17 protein-coding genes are annotated in these 18,125 nt (G+C 35.0%); all 17 read left to right on the forward strand.

The genetic code is table 11. The annotated features are described in order from the left end of the window. Window positions 1-21: 21 nt before the first annotated feature. Entirely contained in the window at window positions 22-1,149 is a 1,128-nt protein-coding gene (gene wecB, locus ABZP26_RS02440; RefSeq protein ID WP_090494783.1) for a non-hydrolyzing UDP-N-acetylglucosamine 2-epimerase, read from the forward strand. A gap of 190 nt (window positions 1,150-1,339) precedes the next feature. Next, window positions 1,340-2,614 (forward strand): UDP-N-acetyl-D-mannosamine dehydrogenase, encoded by a 1,275-nt coding sequence (gene wecC / locus ABZP26_RS02445; protein WP_090494781.1) that lies wholly within the window; start codon window positions 1,340-1,342, stop codon window positions 2,612-2,614. Continuing rightward, complete coding sequence (gene tviB / locus ABZP26_RS02450; protein ID WP_090494779.1) at window positions 2,614-3,888, forward strand: Vi polysaccharide biosynthesis UDP-N-acetylglucosamine C-6 dehydrogenase TviB; 1,275 nt, start codon at window positions 2,614-2,616, stop codon at window positions 3,886-3,888. The genes wecC and tviB overlap by 1 nt, the downstream gene beginning before the upstream one ends. Before the next feature lie 131 nt (window positions 3,889-4,019). Further along, window positions 4,020-5,051 (forward strand): NAD-dependent epimerase/dehydratase family protein, encoded by a 1,032-nt coding sequence (locus ABZP26_RS02455; protein ID WP_290219207.1) that lies wholly within the window; start codon window positions 4,020-4,022, stop codon window positions 5,049-5,051. Window position 5,052: 1 nt separating this feature from the next. Beyond that, on the forward strand, window positions 5,053-6,156 hold the full coding sequence (gene rfbB, locus ABZP26_RS02460) for a dTDP-glucose 4,6-dehydratase (RefSeq protein ID WP_090494775.1): 1,104 nt from the start codon (window positions 5,053-5,055) through the stop codon (window positions 6,154-6,156). Window position 6,157: 1 nt separating this feature from the next. After that, window positions 6,158-7,033 carry a glucose-1-phosphate thymidylyltransferase RfbA gene (gene rfbA / locus ABZP26_RS02465; protein WP_368485326.1) on the forward strand — a complete coding sequence of 292 codons (876 nt, stop codon included), beginning with the start codon at window positions 6,158-6,160 and terminating at the stop codon, window positions 7,031-7,033. A gap of 3 nt (window positions 7,034-7,036) precedes the next feature. Next, window positions 7,037-8,113, forward strand: a complete 1,077-nt coding sequence (locus ABZP26_RS02470; protein WP_090494770.1) for a DegT/DnrJ/EryC1/StrS aminotransferase family protein — start codon at window positions 7,037-7,039, stop codon at window positions 8,111-8,113. Beyond that, window positions 8,110-8,799 carry a WbqC family protein gene (locus tag ABZP26_RS02475; RefSeq protein WP_090494769.1) on the forward strand — a complete coding sequence of 230 codons (690 nt, stop codon included), beginning with the start codon at window positions 8,110-8,112 and terminating at the stop codon, window positions 8,797-8,799. Before ABZP26_RS02470 ends, ABZP26_RS02475 begins: the two co-directional genes overlap by 4 nt. A gap of 3 nt (window positions 8,800-8,802) precedes the next feature. Further along, window positions 8,803-9,753 carry a hypothetical protein gene (locus ABZP26_RS02480; RefSeq protein WP_090494767.1) on the forward strand — a complete coding sequence of 317 codons (951 nt, stop codon included), beginning with the start codon at window positions 8,803-8,805 and terminating at the stop codon, window positions 9,751-9,753. A 27-nt stretch (window positions 9,754-9,780) separates the two neighbouring features. Then, complete coding sequence (locus ABZP26_RS02485) at window positions 9,781-10,299, forward strand: GNAT family N-acetyltransferase (protein WP_254772070.1); 519 nt, start codon at window positions 9,781-9,783, stop codon at window positions 10,297-10,299. A gap of 8 nt (window positions 10,300-10,307) precedes the next feature. Continuing rightward, the gene (locus ABZP26_RS02490; RefSeq protein WP_290187568.1) at window positions 10,308-11,819 is read left to right on the forward strand and encodes an oligosaccharide flippase family protein; all 1,512 of its coding nucleotides are present in this window, start codon (window positions 10,308-10,310) and stop codon (window positions 11,817-11,819) included. Beyond that, window positions 11,816-12,739 (forward strand): glycosyltransferase, encoded by a 924-nt coding sequence (locus ABZP26_RS02495; protein WP_290187567.1) that lies wholly within the window; start codon window positions 11,816-11,818, stop codon window positions 12,737-12,739. Before ABZP26_RS02490 ends, ABZP26_RS02495 begins: the two co-directional genes overlap by 4 nt. A gap of 18 nt (window positions 12,740-12,757) precedes the next feature. Then, the gene (gene asnB, locus ABZP26_RS02500; protein WP_290187566.1) at window positions 12,758-14,662 is read left to right on the forward strand and encodes an asparagine synthase (glutamine-hydrolyzing); all 1,905 of its coding nucleotides are present in this window, start codon (window positions 12,758-12,760) and stop codon (window positions 14,660-14,662) included. Beyond that, window positions 14,659-15,897, forward strand: coding sequence for a hypothetical protein (locus ABZP26_RS02505; RefSeq protein ID WP_290219211.1), 1,239 nt, complete (start codon window positions 14,659-14,661; stop codon window positions 15,895-15,897). Before asnB ends, ABZP26_RS02505 begins: the two co-directional genes overlap by 4 nt. Beyond that, window positions 15,884-16,414, forward strand: coding sequence for a serine O-acetyltransferase (locus ABZP26_RS02510; protein WP_290187564.1), 531 nt, complete (start codon window positions 15,884-15,886; stop codon window positions 16,412-16,414). The genes ABZP26_RS02505 and ABZP26_RS02510 overlap by 14 nt, the downstream gene beginning before the upstream one ends. 8 nt (window positions 16,415-16,422) lie before the next feature. Continuing rightward, window positions 16,423-17,520, forward strand: a complete 1,098-nt coding sequence (locus ABZP26_RS02515; protein WP_290219213.1) for a glycosyltransferase — start codon at window positions 16,423-16,425, stop codon at window positions 17,518-17,520. Window positions 17,521-17,584: 64 nt separating this feature from the next. Further along, entirely contained in the window at window positions 17,585-18,124 is a 540-nt protein-coding gene (locus ABZP26_RS02520; RefSeq protein ID WP_290191840.1) for an acyltransferase, read from the forward strand. The last annotated feature ends 1 nt before the right edge of the window (window position 18,125 follow it).

Consider the following 18,125-nt stretch of genomic DNA (forward strand, 5'->3'; position numbering starts at 1 on the left):
GCAAATTTAGGAGTGCTTTATATGCTCAACAAGAAAGTACTAGTGGTATTTGGTACACGGCCAGAGGCTATAAAAATGGCTCCTGTTGTACGTGCTCTTTCTAATGATAACCGTTTTGAATCTAAAGTATGTGTTACTGCACAGCATAGAGAAATGTTAGATCAAGTCTTAGATTTATTTGAAATAACTCCTGACTATGATTTAAATTTAATGAAAGCAGGTCAAACATTGCCGGAAGTCACAAGTGGAATTTTATTAGAATTAACTCCTGTACTTAAAGACTTTAAACCTGATGTAGTGCTTGTTCATGGAGATACTGCGACTACATTTTCCGCAAGTTTGGCGGCTTATTATGAGCAAATAGCTGTTGGACATGTTGAAGCTGGCTTACGTACTGGAAATATATATTCACCGTGGCCTGAAGAAGGAAACCGCAAATTAACTGGGGCACTTACAAAGTATCACTTTGCGCCAACGGATACTTCTAAAGCGAACTTACTAAAAGAAGATTATGCAGAAAAAAGTATTTTCATAACTGGTAATACAGTGATAGACGCCTTGTTAATGGTTAAGCAGCAAATAGAAGACAACACCGAATTAAGTAGCACCTTGGCTGAGCAGTTCTCAATGCTTGATGAAAGTAAAAAGCTTATTTTAGTAACAGGGCATCGTCGTGAAAGTTTTGGTGGTGGTTTTGAGCGAATATGCGAAGCATTAGCGCAAACAGCTAAAAATCATCCAGATTGTCAAATACTCTATCCTGTTCACTTAAACCCTAATGTTCAAGAACCAGTCAATCGTATTTTAAAGAGTATAAATAATATACATCTAGTCGAGCCTCAACAGTATTTGCCTTTTGTTTACTTAATGAATCGTGCGAACATTATTTTAACTGATTCTGGTGGCATTCAAGAGGAGGCACCTAGCCTAGGTAAGCCTGTACTTGTTATGCGCGATACTACGGAGCGCCCAGAGGCTGTAGATGCAGGTACAGTAAAATTAGTTGGTACTGATGTGGTTAAAATAACTACAGCATTGAATGAACTATTAGAAAATGACATAGCATATAAGGAAATGAGCCGTGCCCATAATCCTTATGGAGATGGTAAAGCGTGCCAACGCATTTGCGATATTTTAGCAAAAGATTAATTGGTAGTATTGATTTTATATCGCGTCACAATATTAAAAAGAATATATTCACAAGCTATAAAACATATAAACAATGCTTGTATCAAAAAATTTAAAATTAGAATTTTGTAGAACCTAGAACCTAGAACCTAGAACCTAGAACCTAGAACCTAGAACCTAGAACCTAGAACCTACATACACAAGGATTATCATGTCATTTAATACTATTTCAGTTGTTGGTTTGGGCTATATTGGCTTGCCAACTGCAGCCATGTTTGCATCACGTAAAAAAATCGTAATTGGTGTTGATGTAAATCAACATGCGGTAGATACTATAAATCGTGGTGAGATCCATATAGTAGAACCCGATCTAGATATGATAGTTCATGCCGCTGTTACTGAAGGGTATTTAAAAGCGGTAACAAAACCTGAGCCAGCAGATGCATTTTTAATTGCAGTGCCAACCCCGTTCAAAAATAACGATTCAGCAATACCTGAGCCTGATTTAAGTTATATCAAAGAAGCTAGTGAGGCTATTGCACCGGTTCTTAAGAAAGGGGACTTAGTAATATTGGAGTCAACATCTCCTGTTGGGGCGACTGAACAAATGGCTGATTGGTTAGCTGCTGCCCGCCCAGATTTAACATTCCCTAGTGCTGAAAGTAGCTATACAGATGCAAATATAGATGTGAATTTAGCACACTGCCCTGAACGTGTACTACCTGGGCATGTAGTTCGCGAACTGGTGGAAAATGACCGCGTAATAGGTGGTATGACTTCAAAGTGTTCAGAGCTTGCCGTAGAGCTCTATAAAACCTTCGTAAAAGGCGAATGCGTAATTACTAATGCTCGTACTGCTGAAATGGCTAAATTGACAGAAAACTCATGTAGAGATGTACAAATTGCGTTTGCTAATGAGTTATCAATAATCTGTGACAAGCTAAACATAGACGTTTGGGAGTTAATATCACTTGCCAATCGTCATCCTCGAATCAACATTCTACAACCAGGTCCAGGTGTTGGCGGACATTGTATTGCTGTAGATCCATGGTTTATTGTTAGTAAAACACCAGAACAGGCGAAAATAATACATACAGCGCGTAAGGTTAATGATGCAAAGCCACAGTGGGTAATTAATAAAGTAAAACTAGCTATAGCTGATTTTTTACAAGAAAACCCTAATAAAACTGCCAAAGATGTGACTATTGCTTGTTATGGTCTAGCTTTTAAGCCTGATATTGACGATTTACGAGAAAGCCCTGCATTAAATATAACTAAACAAGTTGTAAATATACACTCAGGAAACGTTATTGCAGTTGAGCCTAATATTAAATCCTTACCAAATAATATGACGGCCATTGAGTTATGCACTTTAGAGTATGCAATTGAAAATGCAGATATTCATTTATTGTTAGTTGATCACATACAATTTAGAGAAAAGAAAGTATCAAGTAACTTTTTGATTGATACAAAAGGAATTTGGTAATGAATTTTGAAAACATAAATATTGGTATTATCGGTCTTGGATATGTGGGACTGCCTTTAGCGGTCGAGTTTGGTAAAAAATACTCTGTATTGGGGTTTGATATTAATCAAAGTCGAATAGAGCAATTACAAAAAGGGTATGACTCTACACTAGAAGTTTCTGATAATGAGCTTAAAGAGTCGATTTATTTGAAATACTCAAGTGCAGTGACTGAGCTAAAGAATTGTAATGTTTATATTGTTACAGTTCCAACACCCATTGATGAGCATAAACAACCTGACTTAACCCCTTTAGTGAAAGCTAGTGAAATGCTTGGTAAGGTTGTTAAAAAAAACGATATAATTATTTATGAGTCAACAGTATACCCAGGCGCAACAGAAGAAGCTTGCTTACCTGTAGTTGAGAGAATTTCTGGGCTTAAGTTCAATGAGGATTTCTACGCAGGTTACTCTCCTGAGAGAATAAATCCCGGTGACAAAGAGCACCGTGTTACAAATATTTTAAAGGTAACCTCAGGCTCAACACCTGAGATTGCTGAAATAGTTGATCAACTTTATAAATCAATAATTACAGCGGGAACGCATAAAGCAAGTTCTATTAAAGTTGCTGAAGCGGCAAAAGTGATTGAAAACACACAGCGTGACGTAAATATTGCTTTGATCAATGAGCTGTCTATTATTTTTAACAAACTTAATATTGATACTCTAGAAGTTTTGGAGGCTGCAGGCACAAAATGGAATTTTTTACCATTTCGACCAGGCTTAGTGGGAGGGCATTGTATAGGTGTTGATCCATATTATTTAACTCATAAAGCTCAAAGCGTAGGTTATCACCCAGAAATGATTCTAGCGGGACGAAGATTAAACGATGGTATGGGCAAGCATGTAGTTTCTGAACTTGTAAAAAAAATGCTTAAAAAGCGTATTCAGATAAATGGCGCAAATATACTGCTAATGGGATTAACATTTAAAGAAAACTGTCCTGATTTACGTAATACTAAAGTTGTCGATATCGTTAGTGAGCTCAAAGAATACAATATTAATGTGGATATAGTGGACCCTTGGTGTTCAAACGATGAAGCTCAACATGAATATGGTTTGAATCTAACTACAGAGTATAAAGAGAATAACTATGATGCAATTATACTTGCAGTCGGACATAACGAATTTAAAGAAATGGGTGCTGATAAAATTCGTGGGCTAGGCAAAGTTGATCATGTACTTTACGACTTAAAATACGTACTACCGAAACAAAGTGTAGATATGAGGCTGTAAACAATTTTGATTAAAGGGTAAAGGCAAAAGATTCAAGTTTTTATTTACCCTTTGTTTTGTTAAATCTAGATTTTATTATTAAAAGCTCGAAGCTCGAAGCTCGAAGCTCGAAGCTCGAATCAAGGAATACCATGACTCGTTACGAACAAATTAAAGCTGAATTATTGGCCTCCCCTAAAACTTGGTTAGTAACAGGTGTCGCTGGCTTTATAGGCTCAAATCTTTTAGAGCACTTGTTAAAATTAAATCAAGTTGTTGTCGGACTAGACAATTTTGCAACTGGTCATCAGTATAATTTAGATGAAGTGAAAGGCTTGGTTTCAAGTGAACAATGGAGTCGTTTTACATTTATCAAAGGTGATATTTGTAATTATCAAGATTGCGAAGTAGCCATAAATAACAAAATAGATTATGTATTACATCAAGCAGCATTAGGCTCTGTACCACGTTCAATTGCTGATCCGATTACAACTAATGCAGCTAACATTACTGGTTTTTTAAATATGTTACAAGCAGCAAAAGAGGCTAACGTTAAAAGCTTTACTTATGCTGCAAGTAGCTCTACTTATGGTGACCACCCTGCATTACCAAAGGTTGAAGAAAATATTGGTAACCCGCTTTCTCCTTACGCGGTAACTAAATATGTTAATGAATTATATGCAGGTGTTTATGCAAAAACATATGGCTTTAAAACAATCGGTTTACGTTACTTTAATGTTTTTGGACAGCGACAGGATCCAAATGGAGCATACGCTGCAGTAATTCCAAAATGGACCGCTGATATGATAAAAGGCGAAAAGGTTTTTATAAACGGTGATGGCGAAACCAGCAGAGACTTTTGCTTTATTGAAAATACAGTTCAGATGAATATTTTAGCAGCTACAGCTTCAGATGATGTCAAAGATAATGTTTATAATGTAGCAGTAGGCGATCGAACTACATTAAATGATTTATACAAAGCTATTCAAGCAGCCCTGAGTGAGAGCTCAATTTTTGTTAAAAAAGATCCTACTTACAGAGATTTTAGAGCTGGTGATGTACGCCATTCTCAAGCAGATGTGAGTAAGGCTAAGAACAATTTAGGCTACGAGCCAGAATTCAAAATATCGCAAGGTATAAGTAAAGCAATGCCTTGGTATAAAGAGTTTTTAGGTAAAAAATAATATGAAAATACTTGTAACTGGTGGTGCAGGATTTATTGGTTCTGCTGTTATCCGTCATATCATTGAGAATACAAGTGATCTGGTTATCAACCTAGATAAGCTTACTTATGCCGGTAATTTAGAATCACTCAGGCCTATAGATAACAATCCTCGTTATACATTTGAGCAGGCTGACATTTGTAACCGTGAAGAATTAGATCGTATTTTAAAAAAGTATCAGCCTGACGCCGTTATGCACTTAGCTGCTGAGAGTCATGTCGACCGCTCAATTACTGGACCTGCGGAATTTATTCAAACCAATATTGTAGGCACGTATAATTTATTAGAAGCCGCTCGCGAATATTGGAATACATTAACTGATACAGCTAAAAATGTATTTAGGTTCCACCATATATCTACCGATGAAGTATATGGTGATTTACCGCATCCTGATGAACAAGAAAATAATGCGCAGAGTAAAACGCTACCTTTGTTTACCGAAAAAACAGCTTACGCACCGAGTAGCCCATATTCCGCGAGCAAAGCGTCAAGCGATCATTTAGTGCGTGCTTGGCTGCGTACTTATGGTTTACCTACCATAATTACAAATTGCTCAAATAATTATGGCCCTTACCATTTCCCTGAAAAACTAATTCCTCTGGTTATTCTTAATGCACTTGAGGGGAAAGAGCTGCCAATTTATGGTAAAGGCGACCAAATTCGTGATTGGCTTTATGTAGAAGATCATGCACGTGCACTATATAAAGTAGTAACTGAAGGTAAAGTTGGCGAAACATATAATATTGGCGGACATAACGAAAAGCAAAATATTGAAGTAGTAAAAACCATTTGCAGTATTCTAGATGAGTTGGTGCCAAAAAAGTCGAGTTATGCCGAACAAATAACATTTGTTAATGATAGGCCAGGGCACGATCGCCGATACGCTATAGATGCATCAAAGATGAGTGAAGAGCTTAACTGGCAGCCTGTTGAAACTTTCGAAACAGGGCTTCGCAAAACGGTTCAGTGGTATTTAGATAACCAAACATGGTGTAAAAATGTGCAAGATGGTTCATACAAGCGCGAGCGCTTAGGTGAACTAAACACACGTGTAGAAGGAGAGTAGTATGAAAGGGATTATCCTCGCGGGCGGCTCGGGCACTCGTCTTTACCCTATTACAATGGGGGTATCAAAGCAGTTATTACCAATTTATGATAAGCCAATGATTTATTATCCACTGTCGGTATTAATGCTAGCTGGAATTAGAGAAGTGCTTATTATTACTACTCCAGAAGATAGCGACTCATTTAAGCGTTTACTGGGTGATGGTTCACAATTTGGTATTGAGCTTAGCTATACAATACAGCCAAGCCCCGATGGCTTAGCGCAGGCTTTTATTTTAGGCGAAGACTTTATTGGAAATGACGATGTATGTTTAGTATTGGGTGATAATATTTTTTATGGCCAAGGTTTTACACCTAAATTAAAACAGGCTGTAGAGAATGCTAAAAGTGGAAAAGATGCAACAGTATTTGGTTACCAAGTTAAAGATCCTGAGCGATTTGGTGTAGTCGAATTTAATGAGCAACAAAAAGCAATTTCAATTGAAGAGAAGCCAGTTAAGCCAAAGTCACACTTTGCAGTAACAGGCCTTTATTTTTATGATAATTCCGTAGTTGAACTAGCGAAACAAGTTGAGCCTTCAGCGCGTGGTGAGCTTGAAATTACCTGCCTTAACGAAATTTATTTAGAGCAAGGTAAACTAAATGTTGAGATACTTGGTCGTGGGTTTGCTTGGTTAGATACAGGCACGCACGAAAGCTTGCTTGAAGCCGCACAATTTGTAGAAACTATAGAAAAACGCCAAGGCTATAAAATCGCATGCTTGGAAGAAATTGCATTTAATTATGGCTGGTTAAGTAAGCAAGAGCTTGAAGTACTAGCAAAACCATTTTTAAAAAATAGTTATGGCCAATACCTAATGCAATTGATAAAAGATTAAATAATGATAGCACTTAATAAACCACTAACCCCAGACTTAACTAAGTTGACTGCTTATTTAGCGCAAGTCAATGAGAGTGGCTGGTACACTAATTTTGGTCCATTACATGAGCAACTCACGAAGCGTCTAGAGGCGTATCTAGGTGTTGAAAACTTATTGCTAGTCTCTAATGGTACTATCGCAATTCAAGTCGCTTGTAAAGCATTAAATATTAATTCAGCTATTACAACTCCTTTTACTTTTGTAGCAACGACTAGCTCATTATTGTGGCAAGGCATTGACACAGCATTCAGTGATATTGATATGCACAGCTATAACTTATGCCCAATAGCACTTGATAAAGCGCTCGCAAAAGATAATAACTACGATGGCGTAGTTGCAACTCATGTCTATGGTAACCCATGTAATGTTCACGATATAGCTGACGTCGCCAATAAGTATAATAAAAAAGTAATTTACGATGCGGCACATGCTTTTGATGTGAAAATAGCTGGGCAATCAGTGCTTAATTATGGTGATGCAAGCACGTTAAGTTTTCATGCTACTAAGGTTTTCCATACGGTTGAAGGTGGCGCTATTATTTTCAAATGTAAGGCTGATTTTGATAAAGCTAAGCAACTGATCAATTTTGGTATACAAGCTGATGGAACACTTGGCGCGGCAGGTATCAATGCCAAACTTAACGAATACCAATGTGCTGTAGGTTTAACATTACTTGATGATATTGAAAGTGTTATAAAGCATCGAACAGCACTATTTGATAACTACACAAATCAGTTGAAAAATGTGGTTGAATTACCACAATGGCATTCGCAAGCAAGCCTCAATGGTGCTTATATGCCTATATACATCGCGGATGCACAAAAGCAGAAAGATGTAATGCAAGCTCTGGCTAAAAATGATATTCAATGCCGTCGCTATTTTACACCCTCACTTGATCTAGCCTATAGCAAACAAAAAAGCTTTGGTTGCGGCAACAGTCAAAAGGTAGCAGGCGGGATCATTTGTTTACCATTGCATAACTCTATGAGCGCTGAAGATGTGTTAACCGTCACTAACGTTATTAAGGAAATACTATGAGCTTTGCTGTAATGCAGCCTTATTTATTCCCTTATTTAGGTTATTATCAATTGGTCAATGCTGTAGATAAATTTGTTTTTTATGACGATGTAACCTTTATAAAAGGAGGCTATATAAATCGGAATAACATTCTATCAAATGGTAAAGCTCAGCGTTTTACTATCCCGGTGCCTGGCATGTCATCAAATACATTAATTAATGAACTAAGCTTTGATAAAAATATAAAAAAAATACTTAAAACAATTGAACAAAGTTATAAAAAAGCCCCTTACTTTGAGCATGTTTTTCCACTTATTAAATCCGTATTGAATAATGAAAACAGACGTGTGGATCATCTTTGTGCGAAGAGTATTTCAGTCGTGTTTGATTATTTAGGTATTAGTAAAGACTTTTATTATTCAAGTGAACTCGAGTATAACCGTGATTTATCTGCTGCCGATAAGTTGATAGCTATGGCTGGTATTTTAAAATCAAATGATTACATAAATAGCCCTGGTGGAAAATCGCTTTATGATAAAGAGTATTTTCTTGAAAAAGAAATATGTTTATCGTTTATCGAAACTGAAAAATATGAATACTCACAGAATAATGACGAATTTATTCCTCATTTATCGATTATAGATGTATTGATGTGGAATAACAAAATACAAGTCGTTGAGCTATTAGATAAATTTAAGTTGGTCTAACTGATGGCTATTGGTGGGTATAATCAATTACCATTAATCAGTTTAGATACACAATTAGGGGCTGATGCCTATCAATTTCAATCAGCTCGAGCAGCTTTATACGCGTACTTAAATGCCGCGAAAATTAAAACGCTGTATGTACCAAATTATATTTGCGATAGCATTTTTCCAGCACTTAAGTCATTAACTATTGAGGTTAAGTTTTATTCGGTTAATGAGCAGTTACTTCCTGAAAGTTGTCCAAAGCAAATAAATAAAAGCAACAGTAGAATACTTTTAGTGAATTATTTTGGTTTGTTGAATGAGCAAATCAAAACGTTAACTGCAGTATCTCCTGAGTTATTTATTGTTGATAATTCACAAGCTTTGTTTAGTGAGCACATAGAAGGTACAACAAGTATTTACTCGCCTCGTAAATTTTTAGGCATCCCCGATGGTGGGCTGCTGAGAACAGAGATAAAAATTAATATGCCAGAAGCTCTATATGATGCTAGCGAAAATGTTGGGCATTTGTTACTCCGTGCTGCAGGTGATGTGCAAGCAGGGTACGTGCGGTTTTTAGCCGCGGAGCAGGCGCTTGAATGCTTTATACCAAAAAAGATATCAGTAATATCGGCTCACCTAATTAAATGCGCAGACATAAACGCAATTAAAGAGAAACGACGACGTAACTATAAAATTTTATATAATGAATTTAAATCAATAAATCAGTTAAATCTTCCTGTAGATGAGCATGTACCACTTTGTTACCCACTAAAAATTAGTTTCAATGTTGCTAGTATTTGTAAAGAACTTGTTAGTAGTGCTGTTTATTTACCTAGATACTGGTGTAGTTATCATAGCGGTAGTGTAGGGAAAGATATGTTTGAAAACACTTTATTTTTACCTGTTGACGAACGTATTAGCACAACTAAATTACTGCAGCTGGTTAAATTAATTAGAAACAAGCTATAAGTTTAAAATGCTTATTAAAAGAGATATATGATGAAAGAGATTTTTTTAAGAGAATTATCTATAGCAGATATAGAAATTTTAAATGAATGGCGAAATACAAAAAAAACTGTTGATTACTTAGGTGCAAATTTTCGCTATGTGGATATGGCTATAGATAAAAAGTGGTTTGAAAATTATCAGAATAATAGGGCAAATAACGTTCGGTTAGCTATCTGCTGCCAAGAAACTAATCAGTTATTAGGTGCTGTTTATTTGCTTAATATAGATTGGCTTAACCGTAATACGGAGTTTGCAATTTGGTTAGGTGATGAAAGTATTAGAGGACAAGGGGTTGGAGAGCGTGCTACGACACTTGCTTTAGAGCATGCATTTTTAGATTTAAATTTACATAGGGTATATCTAACTGTATTAGAAAAAAATCTAGCAGCAATAGGGTTATATAATAAGATAGGCTTCAAAAAAGAAGGCACTTTAGTGGACGCAGTTTACAAAAATGGGAAATATATCAACATGACGTCAATGGCTATAATTAAGAAAAGTAATTAAGCGATACTATGTCATTGAAGAAAAATATAATAGCAAATTATGTCAGTCAAATATATGTAACTGCTATAGGAATATTAATACTACCTTACTATATAGAGTACATGGGAGCGGAGGCCTATGGATTAGTTGGCTTTTTTGTACTGTTGCAAGCTTGGTTTAACTTGCTTGACTTAGGTTTAACACCCACAATTAGCAGAGAAACAGCTCGTTTTAAATCAGGAGCTACAACACCTTTAGGATTTCGTCAAATATATAGAGCGTTGAATGTTATATTTTTTATTATTGCGCTAGTTGGGGGGCTTTCTTTATATTTGTTATCAGAAGTAGTTGCCAGAAGGTGGTTGAATTTCGATAGCCTAGACATGAATAATGTAATTTTCTCCGTAAAGATAATGGCACTTACAGTAGCATTTAGGTGGCTTTGTGGTCTTTACAGAGGGGTGATAACTGGGAGTGAGAGCCTTGTATGGCTTAGCTACTTTAATATAGTTATGGCTACATTAAGATCTTTAGGTGTATTTGTTGTAATGTTTGAATTTGGATTTACAATTTTTACCTTTTTTGTCTATCAGTTAATAATAGCGTTTGTAGAAACCTCAGTGCTTTTTAACAAGTCGCGTACGTTATTACCCCCTATAAACTCTAACCTAGAAGCAATTGGCTGGTCTTTAAAGCCACTATTACCTGTATTAAAATTTTCAATGACTATCGCTTTTACTGCTTCTATCTGGGTATTGGTTACTCAAACAGATAAGTTGGTGCTTTCAAATGTATTGCCATTAGCTGAGTATGGTTATTTCACTTTAGCGGTTTTGGTTGCTGGCGGCATTATGATAATAAGCGGTCCAATTAGTAATGCTGTATTACCTAGAATGACATCATTATTTGCTCAGAACAAAAATATTGAAATGCTAAACGTGTATCACAGCGCAACTCAATTGGTTGCAATCATTGGTGGTGCCGCAGCAATCACTATCTTCTTTAGTGCTGAAAGCTTGCTATTTGCATGGACTGGAGATAAACATTTGTCTGAAGCAGTAGCTCCTATATTACGTCTGTATGTTATAGGGAACAGCTTTTTAATAATTACTTCGTTTCCTTATTATCTTCAATATGCAAAGGGTAATTTGAAATATCATTTATATGGTAACTTTATATTTGCGGGTATTTTACTTCCAGCTATAGTACTAGCCGCTAAGTATTATGGGGCAGTGGGGGCAGGCTATACTTGGGTTATTATAAACCTTTTATTTTTAACGTTTTGGGTGGGATTTATTCATTATAAAATTGAACCTGGTTTACATCTCAAGTGGCTATTTAATAATGTTATACTTGTGTGTATTCCAGCAGTATGTGTAGGTTATATTACTCATCATATAGTATTTGAACCTGTGACTAGATTAGATAACTTTTATGTAGTTATAAGTACTGGTATGCCTGTTTTTTTAACTTCTTTATTCTTTTCTCCTATAGCAAGAAAGATTTTAGGTGAAAAATATTTCAATAAGGTAATGTCTTGACCCAAAATCGTAAAATAAAAGTTTCTGTTTGTGTTGTCACTTATAACCAAGAAAAATATATCCGTGATTGCCTAGAAAGCATAGTGAATCAAAGTACTAATTTTAATTTTGAAGTAATTGTCAGTGATGACTGTTCTACTGATCGTACGGCTGAAATCATTCAAGAGTATGCTGATAAATATGCGTTTGTTAGACCTGTTTTACGAAGAGTAAATGTAGGGGCGGGCGCCAACTACTTTGATGCACATAATTTAGCTATTGGTGAATATGTTAGTCATTGTGATGGTGATGATCTGTTTTTGCCAGGCAAACTCCAAAAACAAGCTGATCTACTTGATGAAAAACCCTTTATTTCGATGACAACTCATGCTGTTAAAGTTATAGATAGTCAAGAAGTGATTGGGGCAGATCCCAAGTTACCTATAATAGCGAGCGTTGAGCAATTAGTATCTCTTGGGACATACTTTGTGCATAGTAGTGTTATGTATCGATACAAATGTAGAAAAAAATACCCTGAAGGATTTGAGGCTGTAGATTTCTATGTTTATATTGATACAGCAATTAATGGTCCTATTTATTTAGATAAATCAGTGCTTGGTTGTTATCGTAAACATGGTGGTGGTGTATCATCAAATCCTGTTTATAGATCAGCGATAGAAGACTTTTATCTTGATGCCTATAATTTAGCCCTTAGCTTGGGGGTAAATAAAGCAATAGTAAAAAAAGCGCAAGTACACAAAAAGCTAACTACATCTCTAAATTGTTGTTTTATTGGTGAATATTTCGGTTTCAAAAAGTGGATTGAACTTTCGGCTGAAGAATATAAATATGCAACTTGGTCACACAAATTCTTGCATTTTACGAGGCATTTTCCTTTAATTTTTTGTGTTTTATATTTAATAAAAAAAATAAAAAAATAATTTAGTAGAGACTTTTACATGTGTGGTTTTGCCGGTTTTATAAGTATAAAGAAGACTATAGATTTTGGAGCGGAATCTGTAGTTAGGGATATGTTAAGTAAAATTAATCATCGTGGTCCAGATGACTCTGGTACTTGGATTGAGGATGGCGTTGTTTTTGGGCATCAACGTTTGTCTATTCATGATCTATCTCCGCTAGGTCATCAGCCTATGCACTCCTATTCGAATCGGTTTGTTGTTGTATTTAATGGCGAGATTTATAATTTCTTAGAGCTTAAAGAAGAGCTTGTAGCATTGGGAAGTGTGTTTAAAAGTGAATCTGATACGGAAGTATTACTAGCATGTATTGAAAAGTGGGGAGTAGAAGCCTCTCTTAAGAAGTTTACAGGCATGTTTGCTTTTGCTTTATGGGATAAAGAAAATAAACAATTATATTTAGCTCGCGATCGCATGGGTGAAAAGCCTCTTTATTATTCGATTCTACCGAGTGGTATTGTTTTTGGTTCGCAATTAGGCAGCTTAACCCAGCACCCTCTTTTTGATAAAGAACTAGATAGGAATGCCATTGGGTTATATTTAAGACATGGTTATATTCCTGCACCATTTAGTGTTTATAAAAATACTAAAAAATTAATGCCAGGTAACTTTTTAGTTATTGATATTAGAGGTAATGAAGTAATAACTAGTCCAACAGCCGCATATTGGTCATTTAAAAACGTGTGTGAAACATATAAAAATAAAGACAGAATAAATGATCCAAAATTAGCATTAAGTGAACTAGATGTATTAATCAATAAAAGTATAAAACAACAATCTCAAGCAGATGTGCCTTTAGGGGCGTTTTTATCTGGCGGAATCGACTCGTCTTTAATTACTTCTTATATGCAAGCTCAGTCCTCTAAACCAATTAATACTTTCACAATAGGTTTCAAAGATCCTAAGTATAATGAAGCTAAATTTGCTAAAGAAATAGCAAACCATTTAGGTACAAATCATACAGAGCATTATATAGACCAGTCTGATTTGTTATCAGTAGTTCCCAAACTCCCACTTGTTTATGATGAACCCTTCGCAGATTCATCGCAGTTACCTACATATATAGTAGGAGCTTTAGCAAAACAAAAAGTAACAGTGGCGTTATCTGGTGATGGTGGTGATGAATTATTTTGTGGTTATAGCCGCTATGAAAGAACTTACCAGCGCTGGAATAAGGTTAGCAAAATTCCAGAGCCAGTCCGTGGCTTAATAAATAGTACAAGTAAACATATTAATGTTTTAAATAATGTTCATAACTTTAAAGCTATGGGTAAAAGCACCCATGAATTAATAAGAAGTTTGGACTATTTAGGTTGTGCTGATTTTAATTCTTTCTATAAGCGCTCTGTATCCACTCTTATGAATGTAGAATCTCTTGTAAAAGGTGCTTCACCTATTTTATCTGCCTATGATGAGCAAGCTGGGTATGATTTATATAATCACATGATGAATGCTGATTCTATGCAATATTTACCAGATGATATTTTAGTAAAAGTTGATCGAGCTTTTATGGGCTCAAGCCTAGAAGGACGCATTCCTTTACTTGATCATAATATTGTTGAATTTTCAAAAAAAATCCCTGTAGATATTCATAGGTTTGATGGAAAGGGTAAATACTTATTGAGAGAACTTCTCTACAAAAAAGTACCTAAAAAATTGATTGAGCGTCCTAAAATGGGGTTTGCTATTCCGCTTGATGATTGGCTAAGAGGTAGTTTGAATGACTGGGCTAACAATTTACTTTGCCCATCAAGATTAAAGCGAGATGATATTTTTGATGTCAATTTTGTTACTAAAATGTGGGAACAGCATCAAAGTAAAGTCAATAACTGGGGAACGTTACTTTGGTCAATTTTAATGTTTAATGCTTGGTTAGATGAACAATGAAACTACCAAAGCTAACAATTAAAACATCTCAAGAAGGCTTTTTGTTTCGGTCTTTATTGCTAGTTTTAACATTTTCCTATTTATTTCAATTAAAGTTTTTAAAATTTGAGTGGATGCCAGCTACACGTTTCGTTTTTTTACTATGTACTTTAGCTATTGGCATAAAATTACTTTATTTTTTTAAAAAAGATATTGAAAAAAATATAATTTTTTATTTTTTTCAATTCTCAGTTTTCTTGTATGTTATTTTTCAAGCTATTCTTTTACCTACAGATTTTGGGATGTTGAGTAAAATAATAGTGTTTTTAGTTTTTACTCTTTATATGGCAGCCGCAGCATCATTTTTTTTTAATGATGTACGGCACTTCTTAAAAGTAATTATGATTTGCTGTTGTATACAATCGGTAATGATATTTATTTCTTTTATATTTCCTGCATACAGAGATTGGCTTTCAACTATTATGGTTGAGGGCGGCAACATCCCCTTCACTGATCCATTTAGGGTGCCAGGTTTTTCTACAGGATCTGGTGCAAGTTTAGCGTTAACCATATCAGCGGGCGTTTTTGCTTCTATGGCACTTTATTGGCGTTCAACAATGTTAAGGCGAAAAATATTATACTTGTTTGTATCTTTAATTATGAGTGCATCTTGCATTTTGGTAGGTAAATTAGGTTTATTTCTTAGTTTTTTTTATATTTTTATTTTCTTTATAATATCTTCGAGTAATTTCAAACACACACTCTTTATAGTCTTTATATTTTTAATTAGTTTATTTACTTTATATCTTGGCTCAGAGGTTGATTGGGAGGCGATAGCATATCCATTAGAGCGTTCTTTTTCGATCTTCTTAAAGGGTGAAGATGCAACCGCTGGGGCATTAGCTAAAATGCCTATTCCTGCTCTTGAAATAAAAACCATTATAGGCACAGGTTTGGCAGCTAAAGCTAATGGCCTAAATGCCTCTGGCAGTGATATAGGCTATGTTCAAACTTATTATGGTTTTGGGTTAGTCATTTCTATATTATTTTACGGTAGTTTCTTTTTTTACTTAGTACGTAATATTTTAAAGTTAGATAACTCTGGCAACAAACTGTTGTGTATCGTTTTTTTTATGCCCTTATTTATAATCGAGTTCAAAGAACCATTTATCACTAAAATTATTTATCCAATAATGTTACTAATTTTAATCTTCTTATCACAAAAAGAAATGGGAATGAAAAATGCTCAAAGATGACTTGCGACGTACTTATGAGTTAGTTCAAGGCGGTCGATTGAAGAAAATAATAGGCTGCTATAGGACTCCTGGTTGTCACGCAATCGTAACGTATCGATATGGACAATGGGTTGCTAAGCAAAATATATTAATTCGTATCTTTTTAGAGCCATGGTATTTTTTTCAGTATCATCGTATGCGCAGTAAGTGGGGAATTGAGATACCTCGGGTTGCAAATATAGATACAGGCCTTTATATCGGGCATCATGGAGGGATTGTCGTTTCTAGCCAAACAAAGATAGGTAAAAATGTTAATCTATCGCAAGGTGTTACAATCGGAATTTCTGGGAAAGGAGATAGACGAGGAGTTCCAGTCATTGGAAATAATGTTTATATTGCCCCAGGAGCAAAAGTGTTTGGGAAGATAACGATAGGAAATAATGTGTCTATTGGCGCTAACGCTGTCGTTAATCAAGATATTCCAGATAATTCTATTGTAGTTCTATCGCCAGGTTGTGTTGTTTTAGATAAAAAATAAGTTTAATAATGAAAAAAAGTATTCCTATTCTCTTGGTTATCGACCATTTTGGCTCCGGCGGTGCACAAAGGCAAATTGTTAATATTGCTAACGGATTGATTGCAGCAGGTGAAGATGTTCATATATTTATATACTATCCTGAGTTTACACATCACAGAGCTAACTTAGATAATCGAGTCATGGTTCATGAGGCAGTCAAATCCAATAAATTTGGTTTTTCTGTGGTATTTAAATTGATTGGTTTATTATATAAATACAATTATAAAAGTGCTCTTGTTTTTTTAAACACGCCTGCATTTTATTTGGAGCTAGCGAGTTTATTTTATGTGAAAAAAATTACACTTACTTATTCCGAAAGAACCTCTCTTGAGCTAATGCCAACAAGTTTTTTAAGTAAAATAAGATACAAATTTCATGGCGTATGTAAAAACATCACTTCAAATTCAATTGTTCAATCTGAGAAATTAAAGTTAGTTCATGTTAACAAAAATGTTGTTTATATCCCCAATGCTATACCAGAGCCTTTTTTTGACATTGAAATCAATCCTAAAGCCATTGAGGAGCGGATATTCACTGTTGTAGCGCATACTACGCCATTTAAAAATTTTAGATATGTTGCAGAAGCACTTGTTTTATACAAAACAAATTTTTCGTCTCCAGTGCCAAAAATATACTGGTATGGTCGAATTATAAAATCGAATGAATTTGACTTAGTTGAAAGGTTATTACATGAGCATGACTTAACTGATAATTTGGTTTTCTTCGGTTCTGCGGAGAATATTCCTCATGTATTAGAGAATTCATTCATGCTGATTCATCCTTCTAAATTTGAATCGTCGTCTAACTCAGTTGCAGAAGCTCTAGCAACAGGAACTCCAACGATACTTGGTAATATTTCTGATCATGAAATTATTTTAAAAGACTCCTCAGCCGGTTTTTTAGTTGATTTAGAAAAGCCTATTGAGTTATCACATTGCTTAGAAACCGTTTCGAAAATCACTTCTGTTGAATATCAAAAGTTATGTCTAAATGCCAAAAGCTATGCAGTTAAAAATTTCAAATCGGATTCAGTGCTTGAAAAATATTCGGAACTGCTCTCTAAATAATGTCATTAATTTTAATGTAAGTACCTTTAATAAACTGTTTTAAATGCGGGAGTTAATAAATAAAATGAGAGTTTCTACGGGTGGTTTTTTTTATAAACTATTAGGGGTGATTAGATTTCTTTTGATATATCTTTTTTATATCTCTAAAAAAATAGCTCCGATCGGAATTATTGGTCGAGGTAACTTGCTATATTTTAAAGGTGATATTCGCATTGGTAGAAGATTGATAACGGGAAAAAATGTAGACCTGATTAGCGAAGGTATATTAGATATTGGAGAAAATGTTTCGATTGGTGACTATTCAAGGGTTGTTTCTAAAGACCGTATAAAAATAGGGTCTAATGTCATGCTTGCGCGTTTTGTAAGTATTCTAGATCATGACCACGATTATACAGTAATAAATAAAGAAATTAAGTTTGATGGATATACTACAAATTCAATTGAGATTGGGGATAATGTTTGGATTGGTGACAAAGTAACAATATTAAAAGGAATTAAAATTGGCAGTAATGTAATTATTGCTGCTAACTCTGTTGTAACAAAATCAATACCGGATAACTGTATCGTCGCGGGCATTCCAGCCGTAATAAAGAGATCTATTTAAC

The organism is Pseudoalteromonas sp. SD03, from assembly GCF_040937955.1.
Classification (GTDB): domain Bacteria; phylum Pseudomonadota; class Gammaproteobacteria; order Enterobacterales; family Alteromonadaceae; genus Pseudoalteromonas; species Pseudoalteromonas tetraodonis.

What these genes read in the sequence shown, in the direction of transcription:
- wecB (WP_090494783.1), top strand. Translation starts at nt 22, where the DNA reads ATGCTCAACAAGAAAGTACTAGTGGTATTTGGTACACGGCCAGAGGCT.
- wecC (WP_090494781.1), top strand. Translation starts at nt 1,340, where the DNA reads ATGTCATTTAATACTATTTCAGTTGTTGGTTTGGGCTATATTGGCTTG.
- tviB (WP_090494779.1), top strand. Translation starts at nt 2,614, where the DNA reads ATGAATTTTGAAAACATAAATATTGGTATTATCGGTCTTGGATATGTG.
- ABZP26_RS02455 (WP_290219207.1), top strand. Translation starts at nt 4,020, where the DNA reads ATGACTCGTTACGAACAAATTAAAGCTGAATTATTGGCCTCCCCTAAA.
- rfbB (WP_090494775.1), top strand. Translation starts at nt 5,053, where the DNA reads ATGAAAATACTTGTAACTGGTGGTGCAGGATTTATTGGTTCTGCTGTT.
- rfbA (WP_368485326.1), top strand. Translation starts at nt 6,158, where the DNA reads ATGAAAGGGATTATCCTCGCGGGCGGCTCGGGCACTCGTCTTTACCCT.
- ABZP26_RS02470 (WP_090494770.1), top strand. Translation starts at nt 7,037, where the DNA reads ATGATAGCACTTAATAAACCACTAACCCCAGACTTAACTAAGTTGACT.
- ABZP26_RS02475 (WP_090494769.1), top strand. Translation starts at nt 8,110, where the DNA reads ATGAGCTTTGCTGTAATGCAGCCTTATTTATTCCCTTATTTAGGTTAT.
- ABZP26_RS02480 (WP_090494767.1), top strand. Translation starts at nt 8,803, where the DNA reads ATGGCTATTGGTGGGTATAATCAATTACCATTAATCAGTTTAGATACA.
- ABZP26_RS02485 (WP_254772070.1), top strand. Translation starts at nt 9,781, where the DNA reads ATGATGAAAGAGATTTTTTTAAGAGAATTATCTATAGCAGATATAGAA.
- ABZP26_RS02490 (WP_290187568.1), top strand. Translation starts at nt 10,308, where the DNA reads ATGTCATTGAAGAAAAATATAATAGCAAATTATGTCAGTCAAATATAT.
- asnB (WP_290187566.1), top strand. Translation starts at nt 12,758, where the DNA reads ATGTGTGGTTTTGCCGGTTTTATAAGTATAAAGAAGACTATAGATTTT.
- ABZP26_RS02505 (WP_290219211.1), top strand. Translation starts at nt 14,659, where the DNA reads ATGAAACTACCAAAGCTAACAATTAAAACATCTCAAGAAGGCTTTTTG.
- ABZP26_RS02510 (WP_290187564.1), top strand. Translation starts at nt 15,884, where the DNA reads ATGCTCAAAGATGACTTGCGACGTACTTATGAGTTAGTTCAAGGCGGT.
- ABZP26_RS02515 (WP_290219213.1), top strand. Translation starts at nt 16,423, where the DNA reads ATGAAAAAAAGTATTCCTATTCTCTTGGTTATCGACCATTTTGGCTCC.
- ABZP26_RS02520 (WP_290191840.1), top strand. Translation starts at nt 17,585, where the DNA reads ATGAGAGTTTCTACGGGTGGTTTTTTTTATAAACTATTAGGGGTGATT.